The 24,289-nt window shown below is 63.2% G+C and carries 22 protein-coding genes; 11 read left to right on the plus strand and 11 right to left on the minus strand.

Going from position 1 to position 24,289, the window contains the following annotated elements:
• From NCCP691_RS05280 to NCCP691_RS05305, 6 genes are all read right to left on the minus strand, one after another.
• Positions 1 to 1,494 (minus strand): oligosaccharide flippase family protein, encoded by a 1,494-nt coding sequence (locus NCCP691_RS05280; protein WP_220807217.1) that lies wholly within the window; start codon positions 1,492 to 1,494, stop codon positions 1 to 3.
• Entirely contained in the window at positions 1,481 to 2,908 is a 1,428-nt protein-coding gene (locus tag NCCP691_RS05285) for an O-antigen ligase family protein (RefSeq protein WP_220807218.1), read from the minus strand. The genes NCCP691_RS05280 and NCCP691_RS05285 overlap by 14 nt, the downstream gene beginning before the upstream one ends.
• Positions 2,909 to 3,141: 233 nt before the next feature.
• Positions 3,142 to 4,173 carry a GDP-L-fucose synthase gene (fcl, locus tag NCCP691_RS05290; RefSeq protein WP_220807219.1) on the minus strand — a complete coding sequence of 344 codons (1,032 nt, stop codon included), beginning with the start codon at positions 4,171 to 4,173 and terminating at the stop codon, positions 3,142 to 3,144.
• Positions 4,142 to 5,323: a GDP-mannose 4,6-dehydratase gene (gene gmd, locus NCCP691_RS05295; RefSeq protein ID WP_220807220.1), complete on the minus strand. Its 1,182-nt coding sequence runs from the start codon at positions 5,321 to 5,323 to the stop codon at positions 4,142 to 4,144. The genes fcl and gmd overlap by 32 nt, the downstream gene beginning before the upstream one ends.
• Before the next feature lie 54 nt (positions 5,324 to 5,377).
• The gene (locus tag NCCP691_RS05300) at positions 5,378 to 6,784 is read right to left on the minus strand and encodes an undecaprenyl-phosphate glucose phosphotransferase (protein ID WP_220807221.1); all 1,407 of its coding nucleotides are present in this window, start codon (positions 6,782 to 6,784) and stop codon (positions 5,378 to 5,380) included.
• Positions 6,785 to 7,038: 254 nt separating this feature from the next.
• Positions 7,039 to 7,182, minus strand: a complete 144-nt coding sequence (locus tag NCCP691_RS05305) for a hypothetical protein (protein WP_220807427.1) — start codon at positions 7,180 to 7,182, stop codon at positions 7,039 to 7,041.
• Between NCCP691_RS05305 and NCCP691_RS05310 the strand changes: the two genes are divergently transcribed.
• The 3 genes from NCCP691_RS05310 to NCCP691_RS05320 all read left to right on the plus strand — a co-directional run bounded on the left by NCCP691_RS05310 (position 7,181) and on the right by NCCP691_RS05320 (position 10,471).
• Positions 7,181 to 7,582, plus strand: a complete 402-nt coding sequence (locus NCCP691_RS05310; protein ID WP_444980940.1) for a group II truncated hemoglobin — start codon at positions 7,181 to 7,183, stop codon at positions 7,580 to 7,582. The two genes, NCCP691_RS05305 and NCCP691_RS05310, sit on opposite strands and share 2 nt — an antisense overlap.
• Before the next feature lie 16 nt (positions 7,583 to 7,598).
• Positions 7,599 to 9,068, plus strand: coding sequence for a DNA recombination protein RmuC (locus NCCP691_RS05315; protein WP_220807223.1), 1,470 nt, complete (start codon positions 7,599 to 7,601; stop codon positions 9,066 to 9,068).
• Positions 9,069 to 9,148: 80 nt separating this feature from the next.
• Positions 9,149 to 10,471, plus strand: coding sequence for a hemolysin family protein (locus NCCP691_RS05320; RefSeq protein ID WP_220807224.1), 1,323 nt, complete (start codon positions 9,149 to 9,151; stop codon positions 10,469 to 10,471).
• A gap of 22 nt (positions 10,472 to 10,493) precedes the next feature.
• Here NCCP691_RS05320 and moaA read toward each other — a convergent pair whose 3' ends face one another.
• The 3 genes from moaA to NCCP691_RS05335 all read right to left on the minus strand — a co-directional run bounded on the left by moaA (position 10,494) and on the right by NCCP691_RS05335 (position 15,920).
• Positions 10,494 to 11,606 carry a GTP 3',8-cyclase MoaA gene (gene moaA / locus NCCP691_RS05325; RefSeq protein WP_220807225.1) on the minus strand — a complete coding sequence of 371 codons (1,113 nt, stop codon included), beginning with the start codon at positions 11,604 to 11,606 and terminating at the stop codon, positions 10,494 to 10,496.
• A gap of 30 nt (positions 11,607 to 11,636) precedes the next feature.
• Positions 11,637 to 12,971, minus strand: a complete 1,335-nt coding sequence (gene chrA, locus NCCP691_RS05330) for a chromate efflux transporter (protein ID WP_220807226.1) — start codon at positions 12,969 to 12,971, stop codon at positions 11,637 to 11,639.
• 96 nt (positions 12,972 to 13,067) lie between these two features.
• Complete coding sequence (locus NCCP691_RS05335) at positions 13,068 to 15,920, minus strand: Rne/Rng family ribonuclease (RefSeq protein ID WP_220807227.1); 2,853 nt, start codon at positions 15,918 to 15,920, stop codon at positions 13,068 to 13,070.
• Positions 15,921 to 16,492: 572 nt separating this feature from the next.
• On the opposite strand from NCCP691_RS05335, the gene NCCP691_RS05340 reads away from it, so the two are divergent.
• The 4 genes from NCCP691_RS05340 to NCCP691_RS05355 are packed head-to-tail and all read left to right on the plus strand — an operon-like array spanning position 16,493 to position 19,563.
• Complete coding sequence (locus NCCP691_RS05340; RefSeq protein ID WP_220807228.1) at positions 16,493 to 17,497, plus strand: RluA family pseudouridine synthase; 1,005 nt, start codon at positions 16,493 to 16,495, stop codon at positions 17,495 to 17,497.
• Between the two features lie 22 nt (positions 17,498 to 17,519).
• The gene (locus NCCP691_RS05345; protein WP_220807229.1) at positions 17,520 to 18,179 is read left to right on the plus strand and encodes an HAD-IA family hydrolase; all 660 of its coding nucleotides are present in this window, start codon (positions 17,520 to 17,522) and stop codon (positions 18,177 to 18,179) included.
• Complete coding sequence (locus NCCP691_RS05350) at positions 18,172 to 18,573, plus strand: Rieske (2Fe-2S) protein (RefSeq protein ID WP_220807230.1); 402 nt, start codon at positions 18,172 to 18,174, stop codon at positions 18,571 to 18,573. Before NCCP691_RS05345 ends, NCCP691_RS05350 begins: the two co-directional genes overlap by 8 nt.
• A 9-nt stretch (positions 18,574 to 18,582) precedes the next feature.
• Positions 18,583 to 19,563, plus strand: coding sequence for a S49 family peptidase (locus tag NCCP691_RS05355; RefSeq protein WP_220807231.1), 981 nt, complete (start codon positions 18,583 to 18,585; stop codon positions 19,561 to 19,563).
• Between the two features lie 240 nt (positions 19,564 to 19,803).
• On the opposite strand, the gene NCCP691_RS05360 is transcribed toward NCCP691_RS05355, so the two are convergent.
• Both NCCP691_RS05360 and NCCP691_RS05365 read right to left on the minus strand, forming a co-directional pair.
• Positions 19,804 to 20,556 carry an SAM-dependent methyltransferase gene (locus NCCP691_RS05360; RefSeq protein WP_220807232.1) on the minus strand — a complete coding sequence of 251 codons (753 nt, stop codon included), beginning with the start codon at positions 20,554 to 20,556 and terminating at the stop codon, positions 19,804 to 19,806.
• A gap of 3 nt (positions 20,557 to 20,559) precedes the next feature.
• Positions 20,560 to 21,171, minus strand: coding sequence for a Maf-like protein (locus tag NCCP691_RS05365; RefSeq protein ID WP_220807233.1), 612 nt, complete (start codon positions 21,169 to 21,171; stop codon positions 20,560 to 20,562).
• A gap of 94 nt (positions 21,172 to 21,265) precedes the next feature.
• On the opposite strand from NCCP691_RS05365, the gene NCCP691_RS05370 reads away from it, so the two are divergent.
• The 4 genes from NCCP691_RS05370 to NCCP691_RS05385 all read left to right on the plus strand — a co-directional run bounded on the left by NCCP691_RS05370 (position 21,266) and on the right by NCCP691_RS05385 (position 24,284).
• Positions 21,266 to 21,766, plus strand: coding sequence for a YceD family protein (locus NCCP691_RS05370; RefSeq protein WP_220807234.1), 501 nt, complete (start codon positions 21,266 to 21,268; stop codon positions 21,764 to 21,766).
• Between the two features lie 117 nt (positions 21,767 to 21,883).
• Positions 21,884 to 22,066 (plus strand): 50S ribosomal protein L32, encoded by a 183-nt coding sequence (rpmF, locus tag NCCP691_RS05375; protein WP_057293158.1) that lies wholly within the window; start codon positions 21,884 to 21,886, stop codon positions 22,064 to 22,066.
• 145 nt (positions 22,067 to 22,211) lie between these two features.
• A complete protein-coding gene (gene plsX, locus NCCP691_RS05380; RefSeq protein WP_220807235.1) occupies positions 22,212 to 23,282 on the plus strand; it encodes a phosphate acyltransferase PlsX in 1,071 nt (356 codons plus the stop codon).
• Between the two features lie 15 nt (positions 23,283 to 23,297).
• A complete protein-coding gene (locus NCCP691_RS05385) occupies positions 23,298 to 24,284 on the plus strand; it encodes a beta-ketoacyl-ACP synthase III (RefSeq protein ID WP_220807236.1) in 987 nt (328 codons plus the stop codon).
• The last annotated feature ends 5 nt before the right edge of the window (positions 24,285 to 24,289 follow it).

Genomic DNA, 24,289 nt, shown 5'->3' on the forward strand with positions numbered 1-24,289 from the left:
TCAGGAGCGCAGACGGCGGGCGAAGTTGAGCACCGCGGTGCGCTGGTCCACGCCGACTATGAAGGCGATGCCGGCCAGGCAAAGCGCGATGGCGCCGGCGGTGACGATCGCCAGCGTGCCGAGCAGGCTGTTGGGCACCATCCACTTCAGCGGCACCAGCACCAGCAGGATCAGCAGCCCGACGGCGATGCTTCGGCCATATCCCATCCGCAGCGTTTCGATGAAACTGACCGGCACCGTGCGACCGTGCACGAACAGCAGGAAAGCCATTCCCATCAGCAGCGAGGAGACGAGATGTCCGGTCGCGGCGCCCACGATGCCGCCGACAGTGGTGCCTAGGTAGACCATGCCCACACCCATGACGCCATTGGCGACGGCGAAGCGCCCGGTGATGCGCGGATGGCCGAGCGCGTCGTTGACGAGGGACGGAATATTGGTCAGCGAGTCGATCAGCAATGCGATGGTCATCAGGATCAGCACGGGATAGCCGAGCTGGATGAATTCCGGCCCCACCCAGCGGCGGAGGAATTCGTCGCCGGCGAGGATGATCATGCCGAGGGCCACGAGGTTGATATAGGTGACATAGCGCATCACGTCCAGGTACACCGGGCGCAGTTCGCTGATGCGCCCGGCGCCCGCGAGGGCCGAAGCACGGGGATAGATCACGCTGGAAAGCCGGTAGGTCAGGCCGAGGATGCGGCCGGCAAGCGTCACGGGCACCGTGTAGAAGGTCAGCGCAACAGGCCCGGCGACCGCGCCGACGATGACCTTGTCCGCATGCTGATGCAGTGTCGAGGCAATCTTGCTCAGGTAGGCATAGGCGCTGAACGAGGTCAGTGCCGACCGGACTTCCTTGCGCGGCCAGCACATGCCCATGTCGAGCCGGAAGGAACGGATCAGGAATACCAGGTACAGCACATTGAGGGCCGATACGGATACGCGCGCCACGATGACGCCGACGATGCCGGTGCCGGCGAGCGCCGCCGCGACGGAGACGAGATTGACCAGCACGCCGAAGAAGGCTTCGCTCTGCGCCGAGCGGTCATAGCGCTGCAGCGCCTGCGGTACGACAAGCAGGTAGTTCTGCGTCTGCGACAGCGCGAATCCGAGCGCGCCGACCTGGAAGGCGAGTACGGTCGCTTCCCGGACTTCGGGCGAGACCTCGAAAAATCGCCCGACCAGGTACTCGGACGCAAAAAACAGCGCCAGCGCCCCGAGCAATCCGAGCGCGCCGTAGAACATGGCGCCGAACCAGAAGGTCTCGGCAAAGCGCTTGCGGTCGTTCGCCGCATGCTGCTCGGCGAGATACTTGATCGCGCCGGCGCTCAGGTTGATGTCGAGCACGCCGAAATAGCCGATGACCGACCCGACCAGCGTGACGATGCCGTAGCCCTCCACGCCGAGCGAGGCAATCAGCGCGGGAACGGTCGCCAGCGCCACCACCATCGGGATGGCGGAGCCGCTCAGGTTCCAGAGAGAGTTACGCAGCAGCATGTTGGTAGTGATATTGGTATTGGCGAACCTGGTATGCCTGCATGCCGACCGCGACGAAGGGCAGGGCCAGGGTGAGTCCGATCAGCTGCATGGTGCGATATTCGATGACCGGCGTTCCGATGAGCAGCGTCGGAAACCAGAACAGCATGCCGGCGAATCCTGTATCGGCGAGCATGCGTGCGTAGCCGACCAGGGATTTGCGGTGCCGCAGGTAGAAGCGGACGATCGCGCCGAGTATGCAGGAGAAGATGATCACACCGACGACGCCGGCCTTGAGGATGATGTGGCCGAACCCGCTGTGCACGAAGGTGTAATTGCCGTCATGGTAGGACAGCAGCTCGCTGTCGCCGTAGAAGCGGCCCCAGGTGCCGAGGCCGAAAAGCCAGTTGCTGCCCACGCTCTGCGCCGCCGCATACAGCTCGTAGAAGCGGCTGTCCTTGATTCCCCCGCGGCTCGGCGCCACGTCGAACAGAAGCGAGGACAGGATGCCGTCCCTGCCGCCGCCGGCAAACTGCAGGCGCTGTTCAAAGAAGATCGATGCGGCAAAGCTGATGGCGACACAGGCGACCATCGCAAAAAAGATCTTGCGCTTGCCGGGCAACTGCGCCAGCAGGAACAGGAACATCAGGCCCAGCCCCAGCAGGCCGGATCGGCGATAGGAGAGTGCGACCACGGCGATCTCAAGGGCGAGCAGCCCCAGCAGCACGGCGCGAGAAAGGAAGGACAGGCGCACCTGTGGCGAGGTCAGCATCCAGGCGATGGCGAAGGCGGCCAGTGCGGCGATGAAGTTGTCGCCGATGTCGAAGAAGTAGATCTTGATGTCGAAGCCGTCGAAGTTCCTGTACGGGTTGGCCGTGTCCCCACCCATGAACGCGTAGCGCACGCCGCCGAACACGGCGCGCAGCGCAGCCGCGGCGATGATGAACAGCAGCAGCTGCTTGATATCCTTTTCGCTGTTGAAGGACATGATGACCAGGTACATGAAGATCATCATGTTGAAGACGTTCAGTATCCCGTTGTAACCGAGGATCACGTTGAGTTCTATGCCTTGCATGAGGCCGGCGACGACGTGCCCGCTGAACAGGAAGACGAAAGCGATGAAGTACTTGGTGACGGACGGCGCCACCGCTGGCCCCTGGGGGTGGGCCAGGCGTTTCACGAGCGCGGTCGCGCCGAGCACGAAGAGCGCGAGATTGAGCAGCGAGAAGTAATACATGCCCACGCCGCGGGAATAGAGATTGTTGACCGTCTGCAGTTCGCCGTAGGTCGAGTCGGCGAAGAAGAACAGGACAACCAGGAATCCGAACATGACCAGCTTGGGCAGCTTGCAGAACATGCCGGCGGCAATCGGTATCAGAAAGAGCGCGGCAGCGAGGTTGATCATGACCTCGGTAGGCGAAAGGGCGTCATTCATCTTTCAACTCTTGATAGAAATGTTCGGCGGCGGCAGGGGCTCTCAATGCATGACCGCTCCACTGGTTCAGTCGTTGTCGTGTCGTGTGTGAAGCGGCGCCGGGTTGGGGCAGTGCTTTCCCACCGCCGGTTGCCGGCATCGCGACGGCTGAACGCCCGGGTCGTTCGCCCGCGGCCGCGGCGGATCGGCTCGCTCCGAGCCGCTCCGGCCGCCCGTCGTATGCCGCGAAGCCCTTAGCCGTACTCGGCCACGAAATGCCCATATGTCTCCTTGAGACCATCGCCAAGCGATTTCGACGGGCGCCAGCCTAGGGCGGTGAGCTTTGCCGTATTCATCAGCTTGCGCGGTGTGCCATCCGGCTTGCTGGTGTCGTACTCGATTTCGCCCTTGAAGCCGACTGCGTTCTTTATCATTTCGGCAACTTCGCGTATTGTGACGTCTTCACCCGTGCCAACGTTGATATGTGACAACATCGGCGACGTATGCGCCGCATAAGTCGCATTGTCGAGGTTCATGACATGCACGCATGCGTCCGCCATGTCATCGACGTGGAGGAATTCGCGGCGCGGCTTGCCGGTGCCCCAGATCACGACCTTCTCTGCGCCGGCAATCTTGGCCTCGTGAAAACGGCGGATCAGCGCGGGGATGACGTGGCTGTTCTCGGGGTGGTAGTTGTCCCCCGGGCCGTAGAGATTGGTGGGCATCACGCTGCGGAAATCCGTTCCGTACTGGCGGTTGTAGCTCTCGCACATCTTGATGCCGGCGATCTTCGCAATCGCGTACGGTTCGTTGGTGGGCTCGAGCGCGCCGTTCATCAGGTATTCCTCCCGTATCGGCTGTTCCGCCATGCGGGGGTAGATGCAGGAGGAGCCAAGGAACAGGAGCTTCCTGACGCCGGCGCGCCATGCCTCGTGGATCACGTTCGACTGCACCATCAGGTTGTCGTAGATGAACTCCGCCGGATAGGTATTGTTGGCGTGTATGCCGCCCACCTTGGCCGCGGCAAGATAGACTTCCTCCGGCTGGTGCTCGGCAAAGAAGGCGCGCACCGCGGCCTGGTCCTTGAGATCGAGTTCCGCGTGCGTCCTCGTCAGAATGTTGCTGTAATCTCGCTTGCGCAAGGCCCTGACGATCGCGGAGCCCACCAGGCCGCGGTGTCCTGCTACATAGATGCATTTATTGAGTTGATTTTTTTGATTTGCTTCCTCTTTCCCAGCGAATCCGGGCCTTGCTTCAGTTGTGATAGAAGTGGGAGTGGGCGTCATGCGTCTGGAACAGGTGATCCTTCCCGGCCGCATCTAGGTCGGCCTGCACCATCTCCCGGACCAGTGCGTGGAAGCCGATCGTCGGCTGCCAGCCGAGTCGTTCGCGCGCCTTGGTCGCATCGCCCAGCATGCTGTCCACTTCTGTTGGCCTGAAGTATCGCGCGTCGACCCGGACGACGACCTGATTCTTGGCAACGTTCGTGTGTTTTCCCGGATCGACGATGACCGCATGCTCGTCCAGACCTCGGCCTTCCCAGCGAAGGACGAGACCGAGTTCCTGGGCGGCCGCTTCGACGAATTCGCGTACGCTGTGCTGGACGCCGGTGGCAATGACGTAATCGTCGGGCTGGTCCTGCTGAAGAATGCGCCACATCATCTCGACGTAATCCCTCGCGTGGCCCCAGTCCCGCCGGGCGTCGAGGTTGCCGAGGTAAATGCAGTCCTGCTGGCCCATCACCACGCGCGCCAGGCCGCGTGTGATCTTGCGGGTGACGAAGGTCTCGCCGCGCAGGGGCGACTCATGGTTGAAGAGGATGCCGTTGGACGCATGCATGCCATAGGCTTCCCTATAGTTCACCGTGATCCAGTACGCATAGAGCTTGGCGATGGCGTACGGACTGCGCGGACGGAAGGGCGTTTCCTCGTGCTGAGGAGAATCGCCGGACGCGCCGAACATCTCGGAGGTGGACGCCTGGTAGAAGCGCGTCTTTTTTTCCATGCCGAGGCGGCGCAGGGTCTCGAGTATGCGGAGGGGGCCGAGCGCGTCCGAATTCGCGGTGTACTCGGGCTCGTCGAAAGAAACGGCGACATGGCTCTGCGCGGCGAGGTTGTAGATCTCATCGGGCTGCGTCTCCTGGATGATCCTGAGCAGCGATGAGGAATCGGTGAGATCGCCGTGGTAAAGGATGAAGCGGCGCTCGCGCTCCTGCGGGTCCTGGTAAAGGTGATCGATACGCTCGGTATTGAAGCGCGAGGTGCGGCGCTTCACGCCATGAACGACATAGCCCTTGGAAAGCAGGAGTTCGGCCAGGTACGCGCCGTCCTGTCCGCTGACGCCGGTAATGACCGCGACCTTCTGCCGCGGCGCGCTTGTGTCGAGGCCCGCCGGCTCCTGATCGCCGCGGACGCTGCTTTTTTCTGTATCCGTCATGATTGTCCTGGTTCAGCTGGCCGCAAGTCCGGCTTGCGGCTCATGTCGCGTCGCTCAGTAGGCGTTCTTGCCCGTCCATCCCTTGAACGCGGTCCAGGCGATGATGCGCAGGTCCATCCAGAGCGACCAGTGCTGTATGTAATGCAGGTCGAACTGCACACGCGTCGCCATCTTGTCGAGCGTCTCGGTCTCGCCGCGATGGCCGTGGATCTGCGCCCATCCCGTGATGCCCGGCTTTACCCGGTGGCGGAGCATGTAGGTTTCGAGCAGGTCCTTGTAGATCTCGTTGTGCTGCATTGCATGCGGGCGCGGGCCGACCACCGACATGTCGCCGAGCAGCACATTGATGAACTGGGGCAGTTCGTCGAGGCTCGTGCGACGCAGGAACCCGCCGATAGGCGTCAGGCGCGGATCGTTCTTGGTTGCCTGGGTCACCGTGTTCTGTTCCTGGTGAACCTTCATCGTGCGAAACTTGTAGACGTTGAACTGGCGCCCGTTCAGGCCGAGCCGGGGCTGCTTGAAGAACACCGGCCCCGGCGAGGTGCGCTTGATCATGATGGCGATCACGATGAACAGCGGCAGCAGCAGGAACAGCGCGAGCAGGGCGAAGCTGCGATCGAAGATTTCCTTGACGATGCCGTGTATGCCGCTGGTGACGGGCTGGTTCAGGTCGACCACGGGCAGGCCAAGGAAATTGCCCATGCGGTTGCTGAGCATCTGCAGTCCCAGGACGTCGGGCACCCAGCGGATGTCGACAAAGGTATTGCGCATCAGGTACTGCAGTTCCTGCAGCCGCGAGGAGGCGGTGAGCGGCAGCGTGACCCAGATTTCGTGGATATGCTGGGCGACCGCGTAATCGTGTACTTCCTTCAGGCTTGCAAGCCGGGCGATCGAAGGATCGACTATCTTGTCCGAGTCGAGCGGATCGGCGCAGACCGCCTTGACGTCGTAACCGGTCCAGTCCTGCTGCATCGCGCGCCGGTGCATCTCCTTGCCCGTGCTGCCATAACCGACGATGATGACGCGCTTGCTGTTGAGGCCCTTTGCACGCAGCATCCGCAGCGCGTAATAGACGGCGAAGCGGAAAACGACCAGCAGCGCGACGCCCAGCGCGTACCAGTAGAACATCCAGAGCCGCGACACGTTGCCGACATGGTGGACCAGGAAGCTGAAGAACAGCCCGATAAGCAGCACCACGCCCCAGGCGCCGACGAGGCGTACGAACATGTCCGGCAGCGAGCGGCCGCGCCACGACACGTAGAGCTGGAACTGCGGGAACAGCAGGAAGGCGAGAGCGCTGCAGAAATGCAGCAGGACGGTATGTATCGGCGGCGTTTCACTCAGGGGGATGTGGAAGTGGAGCAGGCCCGCCAGAGCGCCTGCGCATTCGAGCACGATGACGTCCATCAGACGCATCGACAGCTCCAGCCTGGAAGAATTTGTAATAATCAAGTCGCGCATGGCATTTCTTCTTTTCTTTTGGACAACGAATTCGTGACGGTGAGCGGTTTGGCCTTCCCGTCGTTACCGTCCGTTAAGTCCGCCCGGGATTGAATTTCCCGCCGCGCACCTGCTGGACCTCTCCTCGCAATCCTTTTGGTATTACCTTTTAGGCAATGGTAGCCATTCGCTTTGGCTTGAATTTGTAAAGTATGCTTTGCTTGTCCTCCCTCAAAGAGGGCGTTGCCGGCTGTCAAATGCGCCGTTGTTTAGTGTCAAAAAGAGACAGGGGCTGCCTGTTTATTGAGCAGACGGTCGCGCGGAATCGGGCTGATTTTTCGATCGGTCGAGCGGGCAAAGTCAAGGATGACATTTACGACCGGCAATTCATGCAGCCCTTGCGTTATCATGCGCGTCATGAGCACTGAAGAAACTTCTGCCCCGACGGCATTCGCGCTGCTCGGAGGCGAGCAGAAGGTCCGCGAACTCGTGGACCGGTTTTACGACTTGATGGAGCTCGAGCCCGAGTTCGCGCCGCTGCGCGCCATGCATCCCACGCCGCTCGACGGCTCCCGCGACAAGCTGTTCTGGTTCCTGTGCGGATGGCTCGGCGGACCCGACATGTATGTCGAGCGCTTCGGCCATCCCCGCTTGCGTGCGCGGCATCTCCCGTTTGCGATCGCATCGGCCGAGCGTGATCAATGGCTGCGCTGCATGGCCTGGGCCATGCAGGACTGCGGCATCGAGCAGGCACTCCAGGAACGCCTGATGCAATCCTTCTTCAATACCGCGGACTGGATGCGCAACCAGGCGGGTTGACGCGGGCAACCAAAGCATGACCACCACCGACATCCTTTTGCTCCTGCTGCTGGCGGCCTCGCTCGCCTTGCAGCTGCTGATGCTTTTCCGCGGCCGCCGCGACGGCGGCGAAGACGAACGCTTGCGCCTGCTGCAGGATGAACTGCAGCGCCACCAGGCCGTGACGAGCGAGCGCGTCGAACGCGAATTGCGGGAGCAGATCCTCGGCAGCGCGCAGTCGGCACGGCAGGAGCTCAGCGGCGGGCTGATGCAGTTCCAGCAGGCGCTGGTCACGCAGCTGACCAGCATGGCGACGCTGCAAAACAGCCGTATCGACGGTTTCGCCCGCCAGCTTGCTAGTCTGGCGGAGGCCGCCGCCGACCATCAGGCCAGGCTGCGGGAAGCGCTGGGCGAACAGGCGCAGGCCGGACGCGAAGAACAGGCGCAGGCGCTCAGGCGCTTTGGCGAGACGCTCAACCAGTCGCTGGCGAACCTGGCCGAGTCGAACGCGCGGCGCATGGAAGAAGTGCGCCAGACGCTGGAAACGAAGCTCAGGGAGCTGCAGGTCGACAATGGCAACCGCCTGGAAGAAATGCGGCGCACGGTCGACGAGAAGTTGCACGCGACGCTGGAACAAAGGCTGGGCGAGTCCTTCAGGCTGGTCTCGGATCGGCTGGACAAGGTGCACCAGGGGCTGGGCGAGATGCAGAAGCTCGCCGTCGGCGTGGGCGATCTCAAGCGCGTCCTCACCAATGTGAAAACCCGGGGCACCTGGGGCGAGGTGCAGCTGGGGATGCTGCTGGAACAGGTGCTGACGGTCGATCAGTACGGAAAGAATGTGGAAACCGTCCCCGGCTCCGGCGAGCGGGTGGAGTTCGCGGTGCGCCTGCCCGGGCAGCACGAGTCGGAGCGGCCCGTGTGGCTGCCGATCGACGCCAAATTCCCCAAGGAGCAGTACGAGCGGCTGGTGGAGGCTGCCGAAATAGCCGATGCGGAGGCCGTGGCCGCGGCCGGGCGCGAGCTTGAACGCGCGGTGCGCCAGGAAGCCAAGACCATCGCGGCGAAATACCTGTCGCCGCCGCTGACGACGGACTTCGCCATTCTGTTCCTGCCCACCGAGGGCCTGTATGCCGAGGTGATGCGGCGGCCCGGACTGGCGGACGAACTGCAGCGCAACTGCCGCGTCAGCATCGGGGGCCCGTCCACCTTGTCGGCCCTGCTCAACAGCCTGCAGATGGGTTTCCGCACGCTTGCGCTGCAGAAGCGGTCCTCGGAAGTGTGGCAGGTGCTCGGCGCGGTCAAGACGGAGTTCGGCAAGTTCGGAGACGTGCTGGCGGCGACGCGGACCACGCTCGAGCGCGCGGCCAGGAACATCGAGCAGGCGGAAACACGCACGCGCCAGATGAGCCGCAAGCTCAAGTCCGTGGAAGCCCTGCCTTCGGAAGCCGCTGATCTGCTGCTCGGCGCCGCGACGGCCGCCGATGACGAGAGTCCCGCTCTCGACTGAGTTGGCATGAATTGTGTTAAGTTGTCATTTCCGGCCGACTGGGCCGGCCACTGTTTTCTAGAGACTGAAATCCACCCCTGATGGAAATAGCAATACTCCTCGGCCTGATCCTGCTCAACGGCGTGTTTGCGATGTCCGAGATCGCACTTGTCACTGCCCGCAAGGCACGTCTGCAGCGCCTGGCCGAGAATGGCGACACGGCAGCCGAAGCGGCGATGCGGCTCGGCGACGACCCCAACCGCTTCCTGTCTACCGTGCAGATCGGCATCACGTCGATCGGCGTCCTCAACGGTATCGTCGGCGAGGCGACACTGTCGGCGCCGTTCAGCACCTGGATGCAGGGCATGGGGGTCGAGAGCCCGTTGTCGGATTACCTTGCCACCGGCCTCGTCGTCGTCAGCATCACCTACTTCACGATCGTGCTCGGCGAACTCGTACCCAAGCGCATCGGCCAGATCAGCCCGGAGCCGATCGCACGGCTGGTCGCGCGCCCCATGCTGTGGCTGGCGACGCTGACCAAGCCCTTCGTCAAGCTGCTGTCAGGCTCCACCCAGCTGGTGTTGCGCGCGGTCGGCATCAAGGAAAGCAACGAGCCGACGGTCACCCAGGAAGAGATCAACATGATGCTGGCAGAAGGCTCGAGCGCCGGCGTGATCGAGCATCATGAACACCAGATGGTGCGCAATGTATTCCGCCTCGATGACCGGCAGATCGCGTCGCTGATGGTGCCGCGCAGCGACGTCGTCTATTTCGATGTCAACGAGGCCCTGGAGGACAACCTGAAGCGGTTCGAGCAGAGCGACCATTCCCGCTATCCGGTATTGCGCGGCGGCTGGGACGAAGTGCTCGGTGTCGCCAACGCGCGCCAGCTGCTCGCGCAGACGCTGCGCGGCGAAAAGCCGACCCTGATGAGCAATCTGCAGCCGGCGGTGTTCGTGCCGGAGTCGCTGACCGGCATGGAGCTGCTGGAGAACTTCAAGAATTCGGGCGTGCAGCTCGCGTTCATCGTCGATGAGTACGGCGAGGTCCAGGGAATCGTGACGCTGCAGGATGTGATGGAAGCCATCACCGGCGAGTTCAAGACCCACCGTGCGGAGGACTCCTGGGCGGTGCAGCGGGAAGACGGCTCGTGGCTGCTCGACGGCCTGATTCCGGTGCCCGAGCTCAAGGACCGGCTCGGACTGCAGGGCGTGCCGGAGGAGGAGCGCGGACGCTACAACACGCTCAGCGGCATGGTCATGCTGTTGCTCGGCCGGCTGCCGCAGACGGCGGATCAGTGCGAGTGGGAAGGGTGGATCTTCGAGATCGTCGACCTCGACGGCAAGCGTATCGACAAGGTGCTGGCGCGCAGGAAGCCGGAACCGGTTCAGGAAAACACGGCCCCGGCGGACGCCGGAACCTGATTTCGGGCGCCCGCCCGGACGTTCAGCCGCCGATATAGGACATTTCGACCTTCGGTACGCCGGTCAGGCCCTCGGTGGCCTGGCTGCGCAACTCCGAGTAGCGGTCGGTCCGCTTGCGCCAGATATGCGCCACCGCCGTGGAAATTTCGGCATCGCTGCGACCCTGCCGCATCAGGGCTTTCAGATCGTGGCCGCCGGCGGCGAACAGGCAGGTGTAGAGCTTTCCCTCGGTCGACAGGCGCATGCGGGAGCAGTCGCGGCAGAAAGCCTGGGTCACGCTCGAAATTACGCCGACTTCTCCGCCGCCATCGACGTATCGCCAGCGCTCCGCGGTTTCACCGCTGTAATTCGGATCCAGCGGTACCAGCGGCATTTCCTCGCTGATGCGGCGCACGACTTCCGACGAGGGTACGACTTCGTCGAGTTTCCAGCCGTTGCTCGCACCCACGTCCATGTACTCGATGAAACGCAGGATGAAAGGCGATCCCTTGAAGTGCCTCGCCATCGGGAGTATCTGGTGGTCGTTCATGCCGCCCTTGACCACCATGTTGATCTTGATCGGCCCGAGGCCGACGCGATGCGCCTCGTCTATGCCCCGCAATACCTCGGCGACGGGGAAATCGACATCGTTCATGCGGCGGAAAGTGCTTTCCTCGATTGCATCGAGCGATACCGTGACCCGTTTCAGGCCCGCGTCCTTGAGCGCCTGCGCCTGGCGGGCAAGCAGCGAGCCGTTGGTCGTCAGCGTCAGGTCCAGCGGTTCGCCCGACAGCGTGCGCATTTCCGCCAGCATGGCGATCAGCTTGTCGAGATGCTTGCGCAGCAGCGGCTCGCCTCCGGTCAGCCGTATCTTGTGCACGCCATGCGCGATGAAGATTCTCGCGATGCGGGCGATTTCCTCGAAGGTGAGGAGCGAGGAGTGCGGCAGGAAGACATGCGACTTGTCGAAGACTTCCTTGGGCATGCAATACACGCAGCGGAAGTTGCACTTGTCGGTGACCGAGATTCGCAGGTCGTGCAAAGGGCGCGACAAGGCATCCGCGAGCAGTCCGTCAGGCGTCTCGAGGCGCGATGGGATGACAGGTATGTCGTGAAGCTGGCGATGGTCCGCGAGCGGAATGAATTTCTCGGCCATGTGAAACGGTGTCGGGACGAAGCGAGGAAACTAGGATACGTAAGATAGCATGAGGCCAGCAAGTGCACAGATCGCGATCACCGGGACCGCGCCCATCTTCAGTCGCATCAGGGCGAAAGCGGCGCCGGCGGCGATGGCCATGGCGGTGAAGTCCCATCCGGACGGTGGCTGATCGAGCAGAAATACATGCTCGGCAAAAAACACTGCAAGACTTACAATCACGCCGACCACCGCCGCGGAGATGGCGGTCAGCGGAGCCGTGAAGCGAATGTTGCCGCGAGTCGATTCTACCAGCGGGCCGCCGGCGAGGATGAAAATGAATGACGGCAGGAAGGTGAAAAAAGTTGCGACGACGGCACCCGCGGCGCCCGCCATTACCAGGCTGTCGGGACCGAAGAGCTCCTTGGTCCAGCCGCCGACGAAACCGACGAAAGCCACCACCATGATGAGGGGGCCCGGCGTGGTCTCGCCGAGCGCGAGTCCGTCGATCATCTGTTCCGCCGTCAGCCAGCCGAAGTTTTCCACTGCCCCCTGATAGACATAAGGCAGCACCGCGTATGCGCCGCCGAACGTCATGAGCGCGGCCTTGGTGAAAAACCAGCCCATCCGGGCGAGGGTGCCCTCGGCCCCGTATTGCCAGGCAAGCAGGCCCCAGGCGGTGGCCGCGATGACGAGGCCGGCGGCTGCCACCAAGCACAGCGCGCGAAGAGAATAGCGGGCATGCGCCGGCGTCGGCGTATGGTCGTCCAGCAGCGCGGGTGCATGAGGGCGGTCCGCTGCCTGCGCATGCGCGGCCGAGGTCCGGAATTTATTCGGCAGCATCCGTCCCCCGATTGCCCCCGTGACGCCCGCGGCAAGCACGATGGCGGGAAAGGGCAGACCGGCAAGTATGGCAATGAATGCGGCGCCGGCAATGGCTGCCAGCAGCAGGTTCTTCAGCGTTCGCGAGCCGATACGCCATGCCGCTGCCAGCACGATCGCCACCACGGCGGGCTTGACGCCGTAGAGGATGCCGGCGATCAGCGGCAGCGTTCCGAATGCCAGGTAAATCCATGACAGCAGGCCGAGCAGCAGCATGGACGGCAGAATGAACAGGATGCCGGCAAGTATTCCTCCCCAGGTCCGATGCAGCAGCCAGCCGATGTATATGGCCAGCTGCGTGGCCTCCGGCCCCGGCAGCAGCATGCAATAGTTCAGCGCGTGCAGAAAGCGCTGCTCGGATATCCAGCGTCGCTTTTCCACCAGGTCGGCATGCATGATGGCGATCTGCCCGGCCGGCCCGCCGAAGCTGATGAAACCGAGGCGGCACCAGTACAGCAGTGCGGTTTTCCAATGAACGGCGGCTGGCGGGGCGGCGTCTGTCATGAGTATGAGTGTTGTCCTGGCCTGCAGATATGGAAAAGGGGAGCTTCCGCTCCCCTTCATCGGCTGGCCGCCTGCATCAAGCGGCGTCAGCGATGCTTAATGACGGGTTTCCACCTGGATCAGGGGTTCCGTCGGCAGCGGGGGGAGAGGCTTGCGCTCGCGCGGCACCCGCGGGGCAGGAACATGCGCGGCGGCTGCTTCCTGCGCGGCGCGCAGCTTTTCCGGGTCGGTTACCGCGAGTGTCAGTCCTGCTGCCGCAAGCACCTCCTGCAAGTGATCGAGCGGCATCGGCGCGGCTGCCAGCGCGGGCTGGGGAGCCGGTGCCGCTTGCGGTGCGGGTGCCGGAGCCGGAGCCGGGGCATGGGCAGGGGCAGGAGCAGGAGCCAAAGCCGGAGCCGGCTGCGCATCCACCACCGGTGCCGTTTCTTCTGCTTCGACCAGGATTGCGGATTCAACCTCCGCGACGTCCGTCGGGGCTGCAGCCACCGCGTCTTCCGACTTCGCGGGCGACGCCTCGCTCACCAGCGTGACATCGGCCTCGGGCGCCGGCTCTGCCGCTGCCGCGATCTGCACCTCGTCCTGCGGCTGCGCGTCGTCGGCGGTCATGCCTTCGACACCGTTATCCGCCAGTTCGCCGTTCTCGCGCTCGCGACGGTTGCGGTTGCGGCCGCCACGACGGCGACGGCGGCGGCGCTCTTCACCCTGCTCGCCGCCGGCTTCCTCGCCATCGGCTGCAATCAGCTGCGCCTCTTCGACCGTCTCCTCGGTCTGGACCGGTGCCAGGGCGGGTGCCTGGACCGCGACCGCTTCCACCGCCGTGGCGGTCAGCAGCTCTTCGGTCTGTACTTCCTTGCGCTCCTCGCGCTGGCGGGGCGCCCGCTCGCGGCGACCTTCACCGCCTTCACGGGGTTCGCGCGGCTCTCTCGGCTCCCTCGGCTCGCGTGCTTCCTTCGGCTCTCTCGCTTCCCGCGGTTCACGTACCTCGCGCGGCTCGCGCTGTTCACGCGGCGGGCGGGGCTCGCGCGGGGGCTTGGGGGCCGCCGGCTGCTGTTTCACCGATTCATCCCGCGCTTCGGCGCGAACGCTGTCCTTCTCTTCGCCGCGTTCACGTCCGCGGCCGCGTCCCCGATTGCGTCCACGGCCGTTGCGATCCGCACGTTCGCGGCTCGGCTGCGGCTTTTCCTCGGCGACCGGTGCGGGCGCCGGCTCGGCAACCACGCGCTTCTTGCGGAAGAAACCGAATACCCGGCTGAGGAAACCTTCCTCGGCCACCGGGGCCGGCGCGGGTGCCACGACGGGTGCGGGCGCGGGTTCGACCGGCTTGCGCTCGACGATGGGTGCCGGCTGGTCCGGCGTGATGCCCTTGACCACTGCTTCCTGGCGCGGACGCGCTTCTTCCTTCTGGCGCTTGTCGTAGCTGATCTCGGTATCGATTTCCTCCGCCATGGCGTAGCTGGCCTGCGGCTCTTCCAGGCGCGGATCGTCGTGCTTGATGCGCTCGAGCTTGTAGTGCGGGGTCTCGAGATGCTTGTTGGGGATCAGGATGACGGTCACGCGGTGACGGGTTTCGATCTTGAGAATCTCGCCACGCTTTTCGTTGAGCAGGAACGCGGCGACGTCGACCGGCGCCTGGACATGGATCGCCGCCGAATTTTCCTTCATCGCTTCTTCCTGGATGATGCGCAGCACCTGCAGCGCGGAAGATTCGGTATCGCGGATATGGCCGGTGCCGTTGCAGCGCGGGCAGGTCACGTGGCTGCCGTCGGACAGGGACGGGCGCAGGCGCTGACGGGACAATTCCATCAGGCCGAAGCGCGAAATCTTGCCCATCTGGACACGGGCGCGGTCATAGCGCAGCGCGTCCTTGAGGCGGTTTTCGACTTCGCGCTGGTTCTTGGCGTTCTCCATGTCGATGAAATCGATCACGATCAGGCCGCCCAGGTCGCGCAGGCGAAGCTGTCGGGCGACTTCGTCCGCGGCTTCAAGATTGGTGTGCAGCGCGGTCGTCTCGATATCGCTGCCGCGCGTTGCGCGCGCGGAGTTGACGTCGATCGACACCAGCGCCTCGGTATGGTCGATCACGATGGCGCCGCCGGAGGGCAGCGGGACCGTGCGCGAGTACGCGGTCTCGATCTGATGTTCGATCTGGAAGCGGGAGAACAGCGGCACATCATCGCGATAGCGCTTGACCCGGTGCACCATGTCCGGCATCACGTGCGACATGAACTGCTGCGCCTGCTCGTAGATGTCGTCGGTGTCGATCAGGATCTCGCCGATATCGGGCTGGAAGTAGTCGCGGATTGCGCGGATGACGAGGGAAGATTCCTGGTAGATCAGGAAGGCGCCGGGCGCCGACTGGCCGGCGCCTTCGATTGCGCGCCAGAGTTGCATCAGGTAGTTGAGGTCCCACTGCAGTTCTTCGACGCTGCGGCCGATGCCTGCGGTACGGGCAATGACGGACATGCCGGTGGGCAGTTCCAGCTTGTCCATGGTTTCGCGCAATTCCTGGCGGTCTTCGCCTTCCACACGGCGGGAAACGCCGCCGCCGCGCGGGTTGTTGGGCATCAGCACCAGGTAGCGGCCCGCCAGCGAGATGAAGGAGGTGAGTGCGGCGCCCTTGTTGCCGCGCTCTTCCTTTTCCACCTGGACCATGATTTCCTGGCCTTCGCGCAGGGCGTCCTTGATCGTGGCGTTGCGCACATCGACGCCATCCCGGAAGTAGCTGCGCGCCACTTCCTTGAACGGCAGGAAGCCATGACGCTCTTCGCCGTAGTTGACGAAGCAGGCTTCAAGCGAGGGCTCGATGCGGGTGATGATCCCTTTGTAGATGTTCGACTTGCGCTGTTCGCGGCCGGCCGTTTCGATATCGATGTCGATGAGCTTCTGCCCATCGACGATGGCCACGCGCAGTTCCTCCTGCTGCGTGGCATTGAACAACATGCGTTTCATTTCTCGCTCCGTGACTCTAAGGTCATCTCAAGTCCGCATTCGGCGTTGACGCCGGCGATGCGGGACGCATAGGGATGTACGCGAGGTCGGAGTGCTTGAGGAGGGAATTGCCTTCAAGGTGCGGAAGCGCGATAGGTCAACGCAGGTTCCGCAACGGGGCGCAAATGTACGAGACGCGGATGCCGGATAGCCGCCGCGTCCGTGCATGACGGAGCGAACGGAGCAGCCGTCGCGCCGGAAGGCGGCACACGACCGGATGGAGCCAGAGAGAACATGGAGTCCAACATCAATGACGGCAAACGATAACCAGGTACATCAACCAGCGAGCATCCTGAACCAGGAAGTGCTCGCCGGACTTATCCTTAAATTTCAAGCAATCTGTCCAACGCCGTCCCGCCGCTCCGATTGCAACTACGGTGCAACCCAGGGCCGCGCGAGGGCGGTGCGTACACATCTTTTCCATTGTTTTCGCTGCAATGCGGGGCCGATGGAGACGCCCCTGTGTAGAATGTGCTTTTTATTCTTACACGCGCGCCGGTCTGTAACCGACGCGAAACAATTATATAAGCAAAATGAAGGACTTAGCGAGATTTTCTGGCGAGCGGACAGAAACGGGCACGACCGGCCAGTCCGCGCAGCCCCTCGCCCAGGTCCGGCTGGTGACGATTTCGAGCGAGGAAGCCGACCAGCGGATTGATAACTATCTGCTACGGGAGTGCAAGGGAGTACCGAAGAGCCACATCTACCGCGTGCTGCGCTCGGGCGAAGTGCGTGTCAACAAGGGGCGTATCGACCAGACCTACCGGCTGCAGGAAGGTGACGTGGTGCGGATTCCGCCGGTACGCGTTGCCGAAAGAGCAAGATCGACGGCGCCGGCGGCGGAGTTCGACATCCTGCTGGAAGACAGTCATCTGCTGGTGATCGACAAGCCGGCGGGGGTCGCCGTGCATGGCGGTTCCGGCGTCAGCCACGGCGTGATCGAGCAGCTGCGCGCCTCGCGCCCGCAGGCAAAATTCCTCGAGCTGGTGCATCGACTCGACCGCGAGACGTCGGGCATCCTGATGCTGGCCAAGAAGCGGTCGGCGCTGGTTCACCTGCACGAGCAGATCCGCGAGGGGCGTCTGGACAAGCGTTACCTGGCCCTCGTCCGCGGCGACTGGCAGAATGCGCGGCAGCATGTGCGGCTGCCGCTGTTCAAGTACACCACCCCGGAGGGGGAGCGCCGGGTGCGGGTGCAGGCTGACGGCATGGCGTCCCACACGATATTCAATCTCGTCCGCCGCTACCGCGATTTCGCGCTGGTCGAGGCCGAGCTCAAGACCGGCCGCACGCACCAGATCCGGGTCCACTTGGCCGCGAGCGGTTTCCCGATCTGCGGCGACGACAAGTACGGCGACTTCCCGCTGAACAAGCTCTTGCAGAGGGCGGAGGGCAAGCGGCTCCCGCTAAAGAGAATGTTCCTCCACGCGCACCGCCTGACGTTTACCCATCCCGAATCCGGAGCTCCGGTCACCCTGAATGCGCCGCTGCCCAGAGAATGCCGCGATTTCCTCGGCAGCCTGGAGGTGTCGGCATGACAAATCGGCAAAGTGGCAAAGCATGACAAGAAAACGCTTCGACCTGATCGTGTTCGACTGGGACGGGACGCTGATGGACAGCACCGCGACCATCGCCGCCTGCATACAGGCGGCGGCACGCGACCTCGGGCTGAAAGTGCCGAGCAGGGAGCAGGCCTCGTTCGTCATCGGTCTCGGCCTGCAGGAAGCGCTGCAGGCGGCGCTTCCCGATCTCGACCCGCGCCGCTATCCGCTGCTGGTGGAGCGCTACCGCTACCATTACCTGACCAAGGACAAGGGACTCACGCTGTTTGACGGGGTGCGCGACATGCTGTCCGATCTTTCGCAGCGCGGCTACTTTCTGGCGGTCGCGACCGGCAAGAGCCGGGTTGGCCTCAATCGCGCCCTCGACGCAGCCAATCTCCTGTCGGTATTCGATGCAACCCGGTGCGCGGACGAGACTTTCTCCAAGCCGCATCCCGCGATGCTGCAGGAATTGACGCGCGAGCTTGGGCAGGACATGGGGCGAACCGTGATGATCGGCGACACCACTCACGATCTGCAGATGGCAATCAACGCCGGCGCGGCTGGGGTCGCTGTCAGGTATGGAGCGCACGCGAGTCCGCAACTGGACGCGTTGCAGCCGCTTTATGCCGCGCCATCCGTTCCTGAACTGCATCAATGGCTGCTCGATAATGCCTGAACCGCAAGCCGAACAGATGATCCCGCTCTGCGCGGCCGAGGACCTCGCCGATGGCGGCAGGGGAGTGCGGTTTCCGGTGCTGGCCGGCGGCGCCGCGGGTACGGGTTTCGCGGTGCGATTCGACGGGAAGGTGTATGCCTACCTGAATCGCTGCGCGCATGTGCCGATAGAACTGGACTGGAACGAGGGGGATTTTTTCGAGTCGAGCGGCCTGTACCTGATGTGCTCGACGCACGGCGCGCTGTACGAGCCCGAAAGCGGGCGCTGCGTCGGCGGACCGTGCCGCAACGGCAGGCTCCGGCCGATCGAAGTGTCCGAAACCGAAGGGCGCGTTTTCTGGCGTCCCGACGACTTTGTAAAACCGGTGGATGCGCGCGCGTCCACCTCAACATGATGACTATCCATGGCAGATAACAATTTCGAAAGCGGCGGCGCGCCGGCTCGGGGGCGCGAATGGGAGCGGGAATTGCTCGAGAAGCTGGCGTTCGAGGCGTTGAAGGAACAGCGCGCGCGTCGCCGCTGGAACATCTTCTTCCGCTGCGCGACGCTGCTGGTCATTCTGACCGGCCTCTGGCTCGCCATGTTTCGGGCGGCGCCCGATGACGAAGTCGTCGGGCCTCACACCGCGCTTATCGATATCGACGGCACTATCGAGTCGGGCACTTCCGGCGCCGCGGAAAACGTCGTGCCCGCGCTGAACCGGGCCTACGCGGACGAGACGGCGGTCGGCATCATTCTGCGCATTAACAGCCCGGGCGGGAGTCCGGTACAGGCGGGCATCATCAACGACGAGATCAATCGCCTGCGCAAGGAATATCCGAAGAAGCCGCTCTATGTGGTGGTAGACGAGATCTGCGCCTCCGGGGGCTACTACATCGCCGCCGCCGCCGACAAGATCTTCGTCAACAAGGCAAGTATCGTCGGGTCGATCGGCGTACTGATGGAAGGTTTCGGCTTTACCGGCCTGATGGAAAAAATCGGGGTCGAGCGTCGACTGATGACGGCCGGCGAAAACAAGGGTTTCATGGATCCGTTCAGCCCCCAGAGCGAGAAGCAGAAAGACTTTGCGCAGGAGATGCTCGATGAAGTGCACCGGCAGTTCATCGATGTCGTTCGGCAGGGTCGCGGGAGCCGGCTCAAGGAAACCCCCGAGACTTTCTCCGGCCTGTTCTGGAGCGGTTCGAAGGCTGTCGAGATCGGCCTTGCGGACGGCTTCGGTACGGTCGACACGGTTGCCCGCGAAGAGCTGAAGGCGGAGGACGTCGTCGACTACACCCAGCGGGAAGGCTTGTCCGAGCGCCTGCTCAAGAAATTCGGTGGCGCGGTCGGCACCGCCGCGGCGCAGGCGATCTGGTCGCATGCCTACGGTCCGGCCATGCGGTGATGCCTGCCTTACCCTTGATTCCTCAGGGGTGGCTTCTATACTGGAAGCGTCCGGCACTTGTTTCGATCGCGGCTACCCACAACAAGTACGTCGCCCGAAAAAAACGGAAGCCGGGCATTGAAGTCCGCATCTCGGATGCGGAAAAGGAAGTCCAGTCTTCCTCATGAAGCGCGCCCGAACGGGGCTGCAAAACGGCGGTCAAAACCGCCGTTTTGCGTTTACTTGCGTTTCCCGAATCACTCAGGCATCGGCGAGCAACAGGAAAACCGTCGGCTTCTTGTGGATGTCCGGCGCTTTCCCGGCTTTGATCGCCGCCAGCCACGCGCCCGCGGTGCGCGTGATGACGGACTCCGACGGCAGCGTCAGATCGGTGGCAATGCACAAGAGCGTGGTCGGCCTGCAGGCAGTGGCCATCGCCTCGAGCATGGCCAGGTTGCGGTAGGGGGTTTCGATGAACAACTGCGTTTGCCGCTCGCTGCGCGAACGCTCTTCCAGCTGGCGCAGGCGCTTCGTCCTTTGCGCGGCGTCCGTCGGCAGGTAACCGTGGAAGGCGAAGCTCTGGCCGTTCAGGCCACTTGCCATCAGGGCAAGCAGAAGCGACGACGGCCCCACCAGCGGTCTGACCGGAATCCCTTCGAGATGGGCGAGGCGAACGAGACCCGCGCCCGGGTCTGCGACGGCCGGCACCCCGGCTTCCGAAATCAGCCCGGCGTCCATCCCGGCGCGCAGGGGCTCAAGCAAGGCCGGAAGCTGCTGTGCCGGTGTCTGAACGTTCAGTTCGCTGATTCGGATTTCCTGCAGCGGCATCGCCAGAGGATGGGTTTGGGCGACCAGCTTGAGGAAGGCGCGCGCCGACTTCGCGTTCTCGGCAATATAAAAGCCGAGGCGGGCGGCGGTGGACTGCACCTGCGCCGGCAGGATGGCTGCAAGAGCGTCCGCCTCCGCGGTGGCAGGGCCGAGCGTATTCGGAATGAGGTAAAGAGTACCTGGCATGACTTAACGGGTGAAGAAGGGGATACCCGCATGCCTGAGCATGGACGTCAGGGCAATGAGCGGAAGCCCGGTCAGGGCCGTCGGGTCTTCACTTTCTATCTTCTCAAGAATGGCGATGCCCAGCGCCTCGTTCTTTGCGCTGCCCGCGCAATCGTATGGTTGCTCCAGGCGCAGGTAGGCGTCCAGTTCATCGTCGGGCAGATTGCGAAACCGTACGATCGTCTGCACATTCGCCGTCTGTGCCGCCCGCTCATCGGGCAGGCGGCCATCCCACAGGCAGAGCGCCGTATGAAAAATCACGTCCCGTCCCCGCATGGCCTGCAGCTGGCGCAGAGCATTCTCGTGCGTGCCGGGCTTGCCGATCTGATTGCCGTCGAGCGTGGCCACCTGGTCCGAGCCGACGACGAGCGCGCCGGGATGCCTGCGCGCGACAACTCCCGCCTTTTCGCGCGCCAGTCTCAGCGCGGTCTGCTGCGGTGCTTCGGCGGCAAGCGGGGTCTCGTCGATGGCGGGCACTTCGACCTCGAAAGGAATGCGTAGCCGCGACAGCAGCTCTTTACGGTAGACGGAGCTCGATGCAAGGATCAGGCGTGGATGATGGCGCGGAACGGACATGCTGGGATGCGGGTCTTAATAAACCAAGCTAACACTTTGACGAATAAGGGAAAAGCCTGTTATTATCGCAGGTTTTCCGGGGTCGGCCTGCATTATGAATGATCTGCTAATTGACGCATTCGAATTCTGCCGCCTGAAAGAACGTCGCGAGGGCGGGCTGGCTGTGGCCGACCTGCCCAGGCTGGCGCAGGAGTCGGTCGACGGCGAAGGATCCATACGCTGGGTTCTCCAGGGCGGTACCGGGAAGCATGGACATCCCCGGCTTGAGCTGTCGGTGACGGCGGATGTGAAACTGATCTGCCAGCGCTGCCTGAGCGCATTCACCTTCGACATCGATTCCAGTTCGGTGCTGGTGCTTGCGCCCGACGAGAAGAGCGCCGACGAGATCGATGCGCAGCTTGAGGACGAGGACGTGGAAGTCATCGTCGGCAGCCACAGTTTCGACGTGCGGCAGGTGATCGAGGATGAGGCGCTGCTCGCGATTCCGCTGTCCCCGCGACACGAGACCTGCACTGCCGGGCCTGCTGTCGTGAATGCGCCGCCCGTGCCGGAAAAGGAGTCACCCTTCGCGGTGCTCAAGAACCTGAAAAAGTAGCGCCCGCGCTCGTCGCGGCGCTTCCTGGTGTAAAAGTTGTAGCAAGAATTCCTGGACGGCAAGAAGTTGGCGTACGGGGTATGTTAAAATTTCGAATCTCAAGATTTAGGAGTCATCATGGCCGTTCAGCAAAACAAAAAGTCCCCGTCCAAGCGTGGCATGCACCGTTCGCACGATCACCTGTCGGTTCCGCCGCTGGCTGTCGAGCCGACCACCGGCGAAACCCACCTGCGTCACCACATCAGCCCGAACGGCTACTACCGTGGCCGCAAGGTGCTCAAGACCAAGAACGACGAGTAATTCTGCTCGGTCTTCCTCTAGCAAAAGCGGCGCGGAAGTTTGACTTGGCGCCGTTTTTTCATATGCTGCAACAGCGTATCGCGTCATTTTGAATCGCGCCGGATCTGGCCCGCTGTAGGTTGGAGCGAGGCACTGAGTCAAAACAATGACAATAAAAATTTCCATTGACTGCATGGGTGGTGATCATGGCCCGTCAGTCACTATTCCTGCAGCAATCTCCTTCGTTGCGCATGAACCCGACGCCGAGCTGGTGCTGGTGGGGCCGGAAGAACTGATCCGGGCCGAACTGGCCAGGCATCGTGCCGCCGACCATCCGCGCCTGTCGATCATCAATGCCACGGAGGTCGTCACCATGGACGATCCGCTGGAGGTGGCTCTGCGCCGCAAGAAGGATTCATCGATGCGGGTGGCGATCAATCTGGTCAAGGACGGTGCGGCGCAGGCGTGTGTCTCGGCTGGCAACACCGGCGCCCTGATGGCAGTATCGCGCTACGTGCTCAAGACCATTCCCGGCGTCGACCGTCCTGCCATCTGCACTCTGATTCCGAACCAGAAGGACGCGCCCACCTACATGCTCGATCTCGGCGCCAACGTCGACTGCGAGCCGCAGCATCTGCACCAGTTTGCGCTGATGGGCTCCGCACTGGTGTCTGCGCTCGACGAAAAGCCTATGCCGACCGTCGGGCTGCTGAATATCGGCGAAGAAGACATCAAGGGCAACGAGGTGGTCAAGCAGACTGCCGCGCTGCTGCGCGCCGACCATGAGCGCGGACTCCTGAATTTCTACGGCAACGTCGAAGGCAACGATATTTTCAAGGGCACGACGGATATCGTGGTCTGCGACGGTTTCGTCGGCAACGTCGTGCTGAAGGCATCCGAGGGACTGGGACGTTTCGTCAAGTCCGCTCTCACCGCCGAATTCAAGAGCAATCCTCTCAACATGCTGGGTGCGATAATTGCCCGCGGCGCCATCAAGTCGTTCTCGCGCCGGATGAATCCTTCCCGCTACAACGGTGCCAGTCTGCTCGGTCTTCGCGGCCTGGTGTTCAAGAGTCACGGCGGTGAAGATGCATATGGCTTCGAGTGGGCGATCAAGCGCGCCTACGAGGCCGCCAAGCACGATCTGCTGGCCCGCATCACGACCGCGATCGCCGAACTGATGCCGCAGGAGGGGGGCGTTCAAGCAGCTGCCGCCCCGAACGCGGTGCAGAACTAAACGATAGATAGAGCAATGACCGTCTACAGCAAAATCATCGGTACCGGGAGTTGCCTGCCACCCCGGCGCGTGACGAACGACGACCTCGCGCAGCAACTGGCGGCGAAGGGAATCGAGACGTCGGACGAATGGATTGTCTCGCGCAGCGGCATCTCAGCGAGGCACTACGCAGATCCGGGCGTGCAGACGAGCGATCTGGCGGTGCAGGCAGCGCGGCGCGCCATCGAGATGGCGCGCTTGCAGCCGAACGACATCGATCTCATCATCCTCGCCACCTCGACACCGGACCATTACGGCGGTTTCCCCAGTACGGCCTGCGTGGTGCAGCGCAAGCTGGCCATCGACAACGGCTGCCCGGCGATGGATGTGCAGGCGGTCTGCAGCGGCTTCGTCTACGCGGTATCGGTCGCCGACAGCTTCATCAAGGCCGGAGCGCACAAGAACGTGCTCGTCATCGGCGCCGAAGTGTTTTCCCGCATCCTGAATTTCGAAGACCGCACGACGTGCGTGCTCTTTGGCGACGGCGCCGGCGCGATCGTGCTCAGCGCTGCCGCGGAGCCGGGCGTGCTGGCCACGCGTCTGCATTCGGATGGTTCGCACGGTGACATCCTCTGCGTGCCGGGCAGTTTCAGCAACGGCGCCATCGAAGGCAGCGCCTTCCTGCACATGGATGGACAGGCCGTATTCAAGCTCGCGGTGTCCGTGCTCGAGAAGGTGGCCAACGAGGCCCTCCAGGCGGCCGGAATGAAAGCGTCCGAGATCGACTGGCTGATCCCGCACCAAGCCAATATCCGCATCATGCAGGGCACGGCGAAGAAGCTCGACCTGCCGCTTTCCAAGATGGTCGTGACGGTCGACCAGCATGGCAATACTTCCGCCGCGTCCATTCCACTCGCGCTCGATGCCGCGGTACGGGACGGACGCGTGAAGCCGGGGCAGAACGTGCTGATGGAAGGCGTCGGCGGCGGTTTCACCTGGGGTGCGGTGCTCGCACGCATGTAATCACT

The organism is Noviherbaspirillum aridicola (assembly GCF_019656455.1).
Taxonomy (GTDB): domain Bacteria; phylum Pseudomonadota; class Gammaproteobacteria; order Burkholderiales; family Burkholderiaceae_D; genus Noviherbaspirillum; species Noviherbaspirillum aridicola.

Coding starts and splice junctions, on each gene's coding strand:
- plsX (WP_220807235.1), top strand. CDS start 22,212: ATGACAATAAAAATTTCCATTGACTGCATGGGTGGTGATCATGGCCCG.
- fcl (WP_220807219.1), bottom strand. CDS start 4,173: ATGACGCCCACTCCCACTTCTATCACAACTGAAGCAAGGCCCGGATTC.
- NCCP691_RS05370 (WP_220807234.1), top strand. CDS start 21,266: ATGAATGATCTGCTAATTGACGCATTCGAATTCTGCCGCCTGAAAGAA.
- NCCP691_RS05360 (WP_220807232.1), bottom strand. CDS start 20,556: ATGCCAGGTACTCTTTACCTCATTCCGAATACGCTCGGCCCTGCCACC.
- NCCP691_RS05365 (WP_220807233.1), bottom strand. CDS start 21,171: ATGTCCGTTCCGCGCCATCATCCACGCCTGATCCTTGCATCGAGCTCC.
- NCCP691_RS05320 (WP_220807224.1), top strand. CDS start 9,149: ATGGAAATAGCAATACTCCTCGGCCTGATCCTGCTCAACGGCGTGTTT.
- NCCP691_RS05305 (WP_220807427.1), bottom strand. CDS start 7,182: ATGACGCGCATGATAACGCAAGGGCTGCATGAATTGCCGGTCGTAAAT.
- NCCP691_RS05335 (WP_220807227.1), bottom strand. CDS start 15,920: ATGAAACGCATGTTGTTCAATGCCACGCAGCAGGAGGAACTGCGCGTG.
- NCCP691_RS05300 (WP_220807221.1), bottom strand. CDS start 6,784: ATGCGCGACTTGATTATTACAAATTCTTCCAGGCTGGAGCTGTCGATG.
- NCCP691_RS05310 (WP_444980940.1), top strand. CDS start 7,181: ATGAGCACTGAAGAAACTTCTGCCCCGACGGCATTCGCGCTGCTCGGA.
- chrA (WP_220807226.1), bottom strand. CDS start 12,971: ATGACAGACGCCGCCCCGCCAGCCGCCGTTCATTGGAAAACCGCACTG.
- NCCP691_RS05355 (WP_220807231.1), top strand. CDS start 18,583: ATGGCAGATAACAATTTCGAAAGCGGCGGCGCGCCGGCTCGGGGGCGC.
- NCCP691_RS05345 (WP_220807229.1), top strand. CDS start 17,520: ATGACAAGAAAACGCTTCGACCTGATCGTGTTCGACTGGGACGGGACG.
- NCCP691_RS05340 (WP_220807228.1), top strand. CDS start 16,493: ATGAAGGACTTAGCGAGATTTTCTGGCGAGCGGACAGAAACGGGCACG.
- NCCP691_RS05315 (WP_220807223.1), top strand. CDS start 7,599: ATGACCACCACCGACATCCTTTTGCTCCTGCTGCTGGCGGCCTCGCTC.
- NCCP691_RS05350 (WP_220807230.1), top strand. CDS start 18,172: ATGCCTGAACCGCAAGCCGAACAGATGATCCCGCTCTGCGCGGCCGAG.
- rpmF (WP_057293158.1), top strand. CDS start 21,884: ATGGCCGTTCAGCAAAACAAAAAGTCCCCGTCCAAGCGTGGCATGCAC.
- NCCP691_RS05385 (WP_220807236.1), top strand. CDS start 23,298: ATGACCGTCTACAGCAAAATCATCGGTACCGGGAGTTGCCTGCCACCC.
- NCCP691_RS05280 (WP_220807217.1), bottom strand. CDS start 1,494: ATGCTGCTGCGTAACTCTCTCTGGAACCTGAGCGGCTCCGCCATCCCG.
- moaA (WP_220807225.1), bottom strand. CDS start 11,606: ATGGCCGAGAAATTCATTCCGCTCGCGGACCATCGCCAGCTTCACGAC.
- gmd (WP_220807220.1), bottom strand. CDS start 5,323: ATGACGGATACAGAAAAAAGCAGCGTCCGCGGCGATCAGGAGCCGGCG.
- NCCP691_RS05285 (WP_220807218.1), bottom strand. CDS start 2,908: ATGAATGACGCCCTTTCGCCTACCGAGGTCATGATCAACCTCGCTGCC.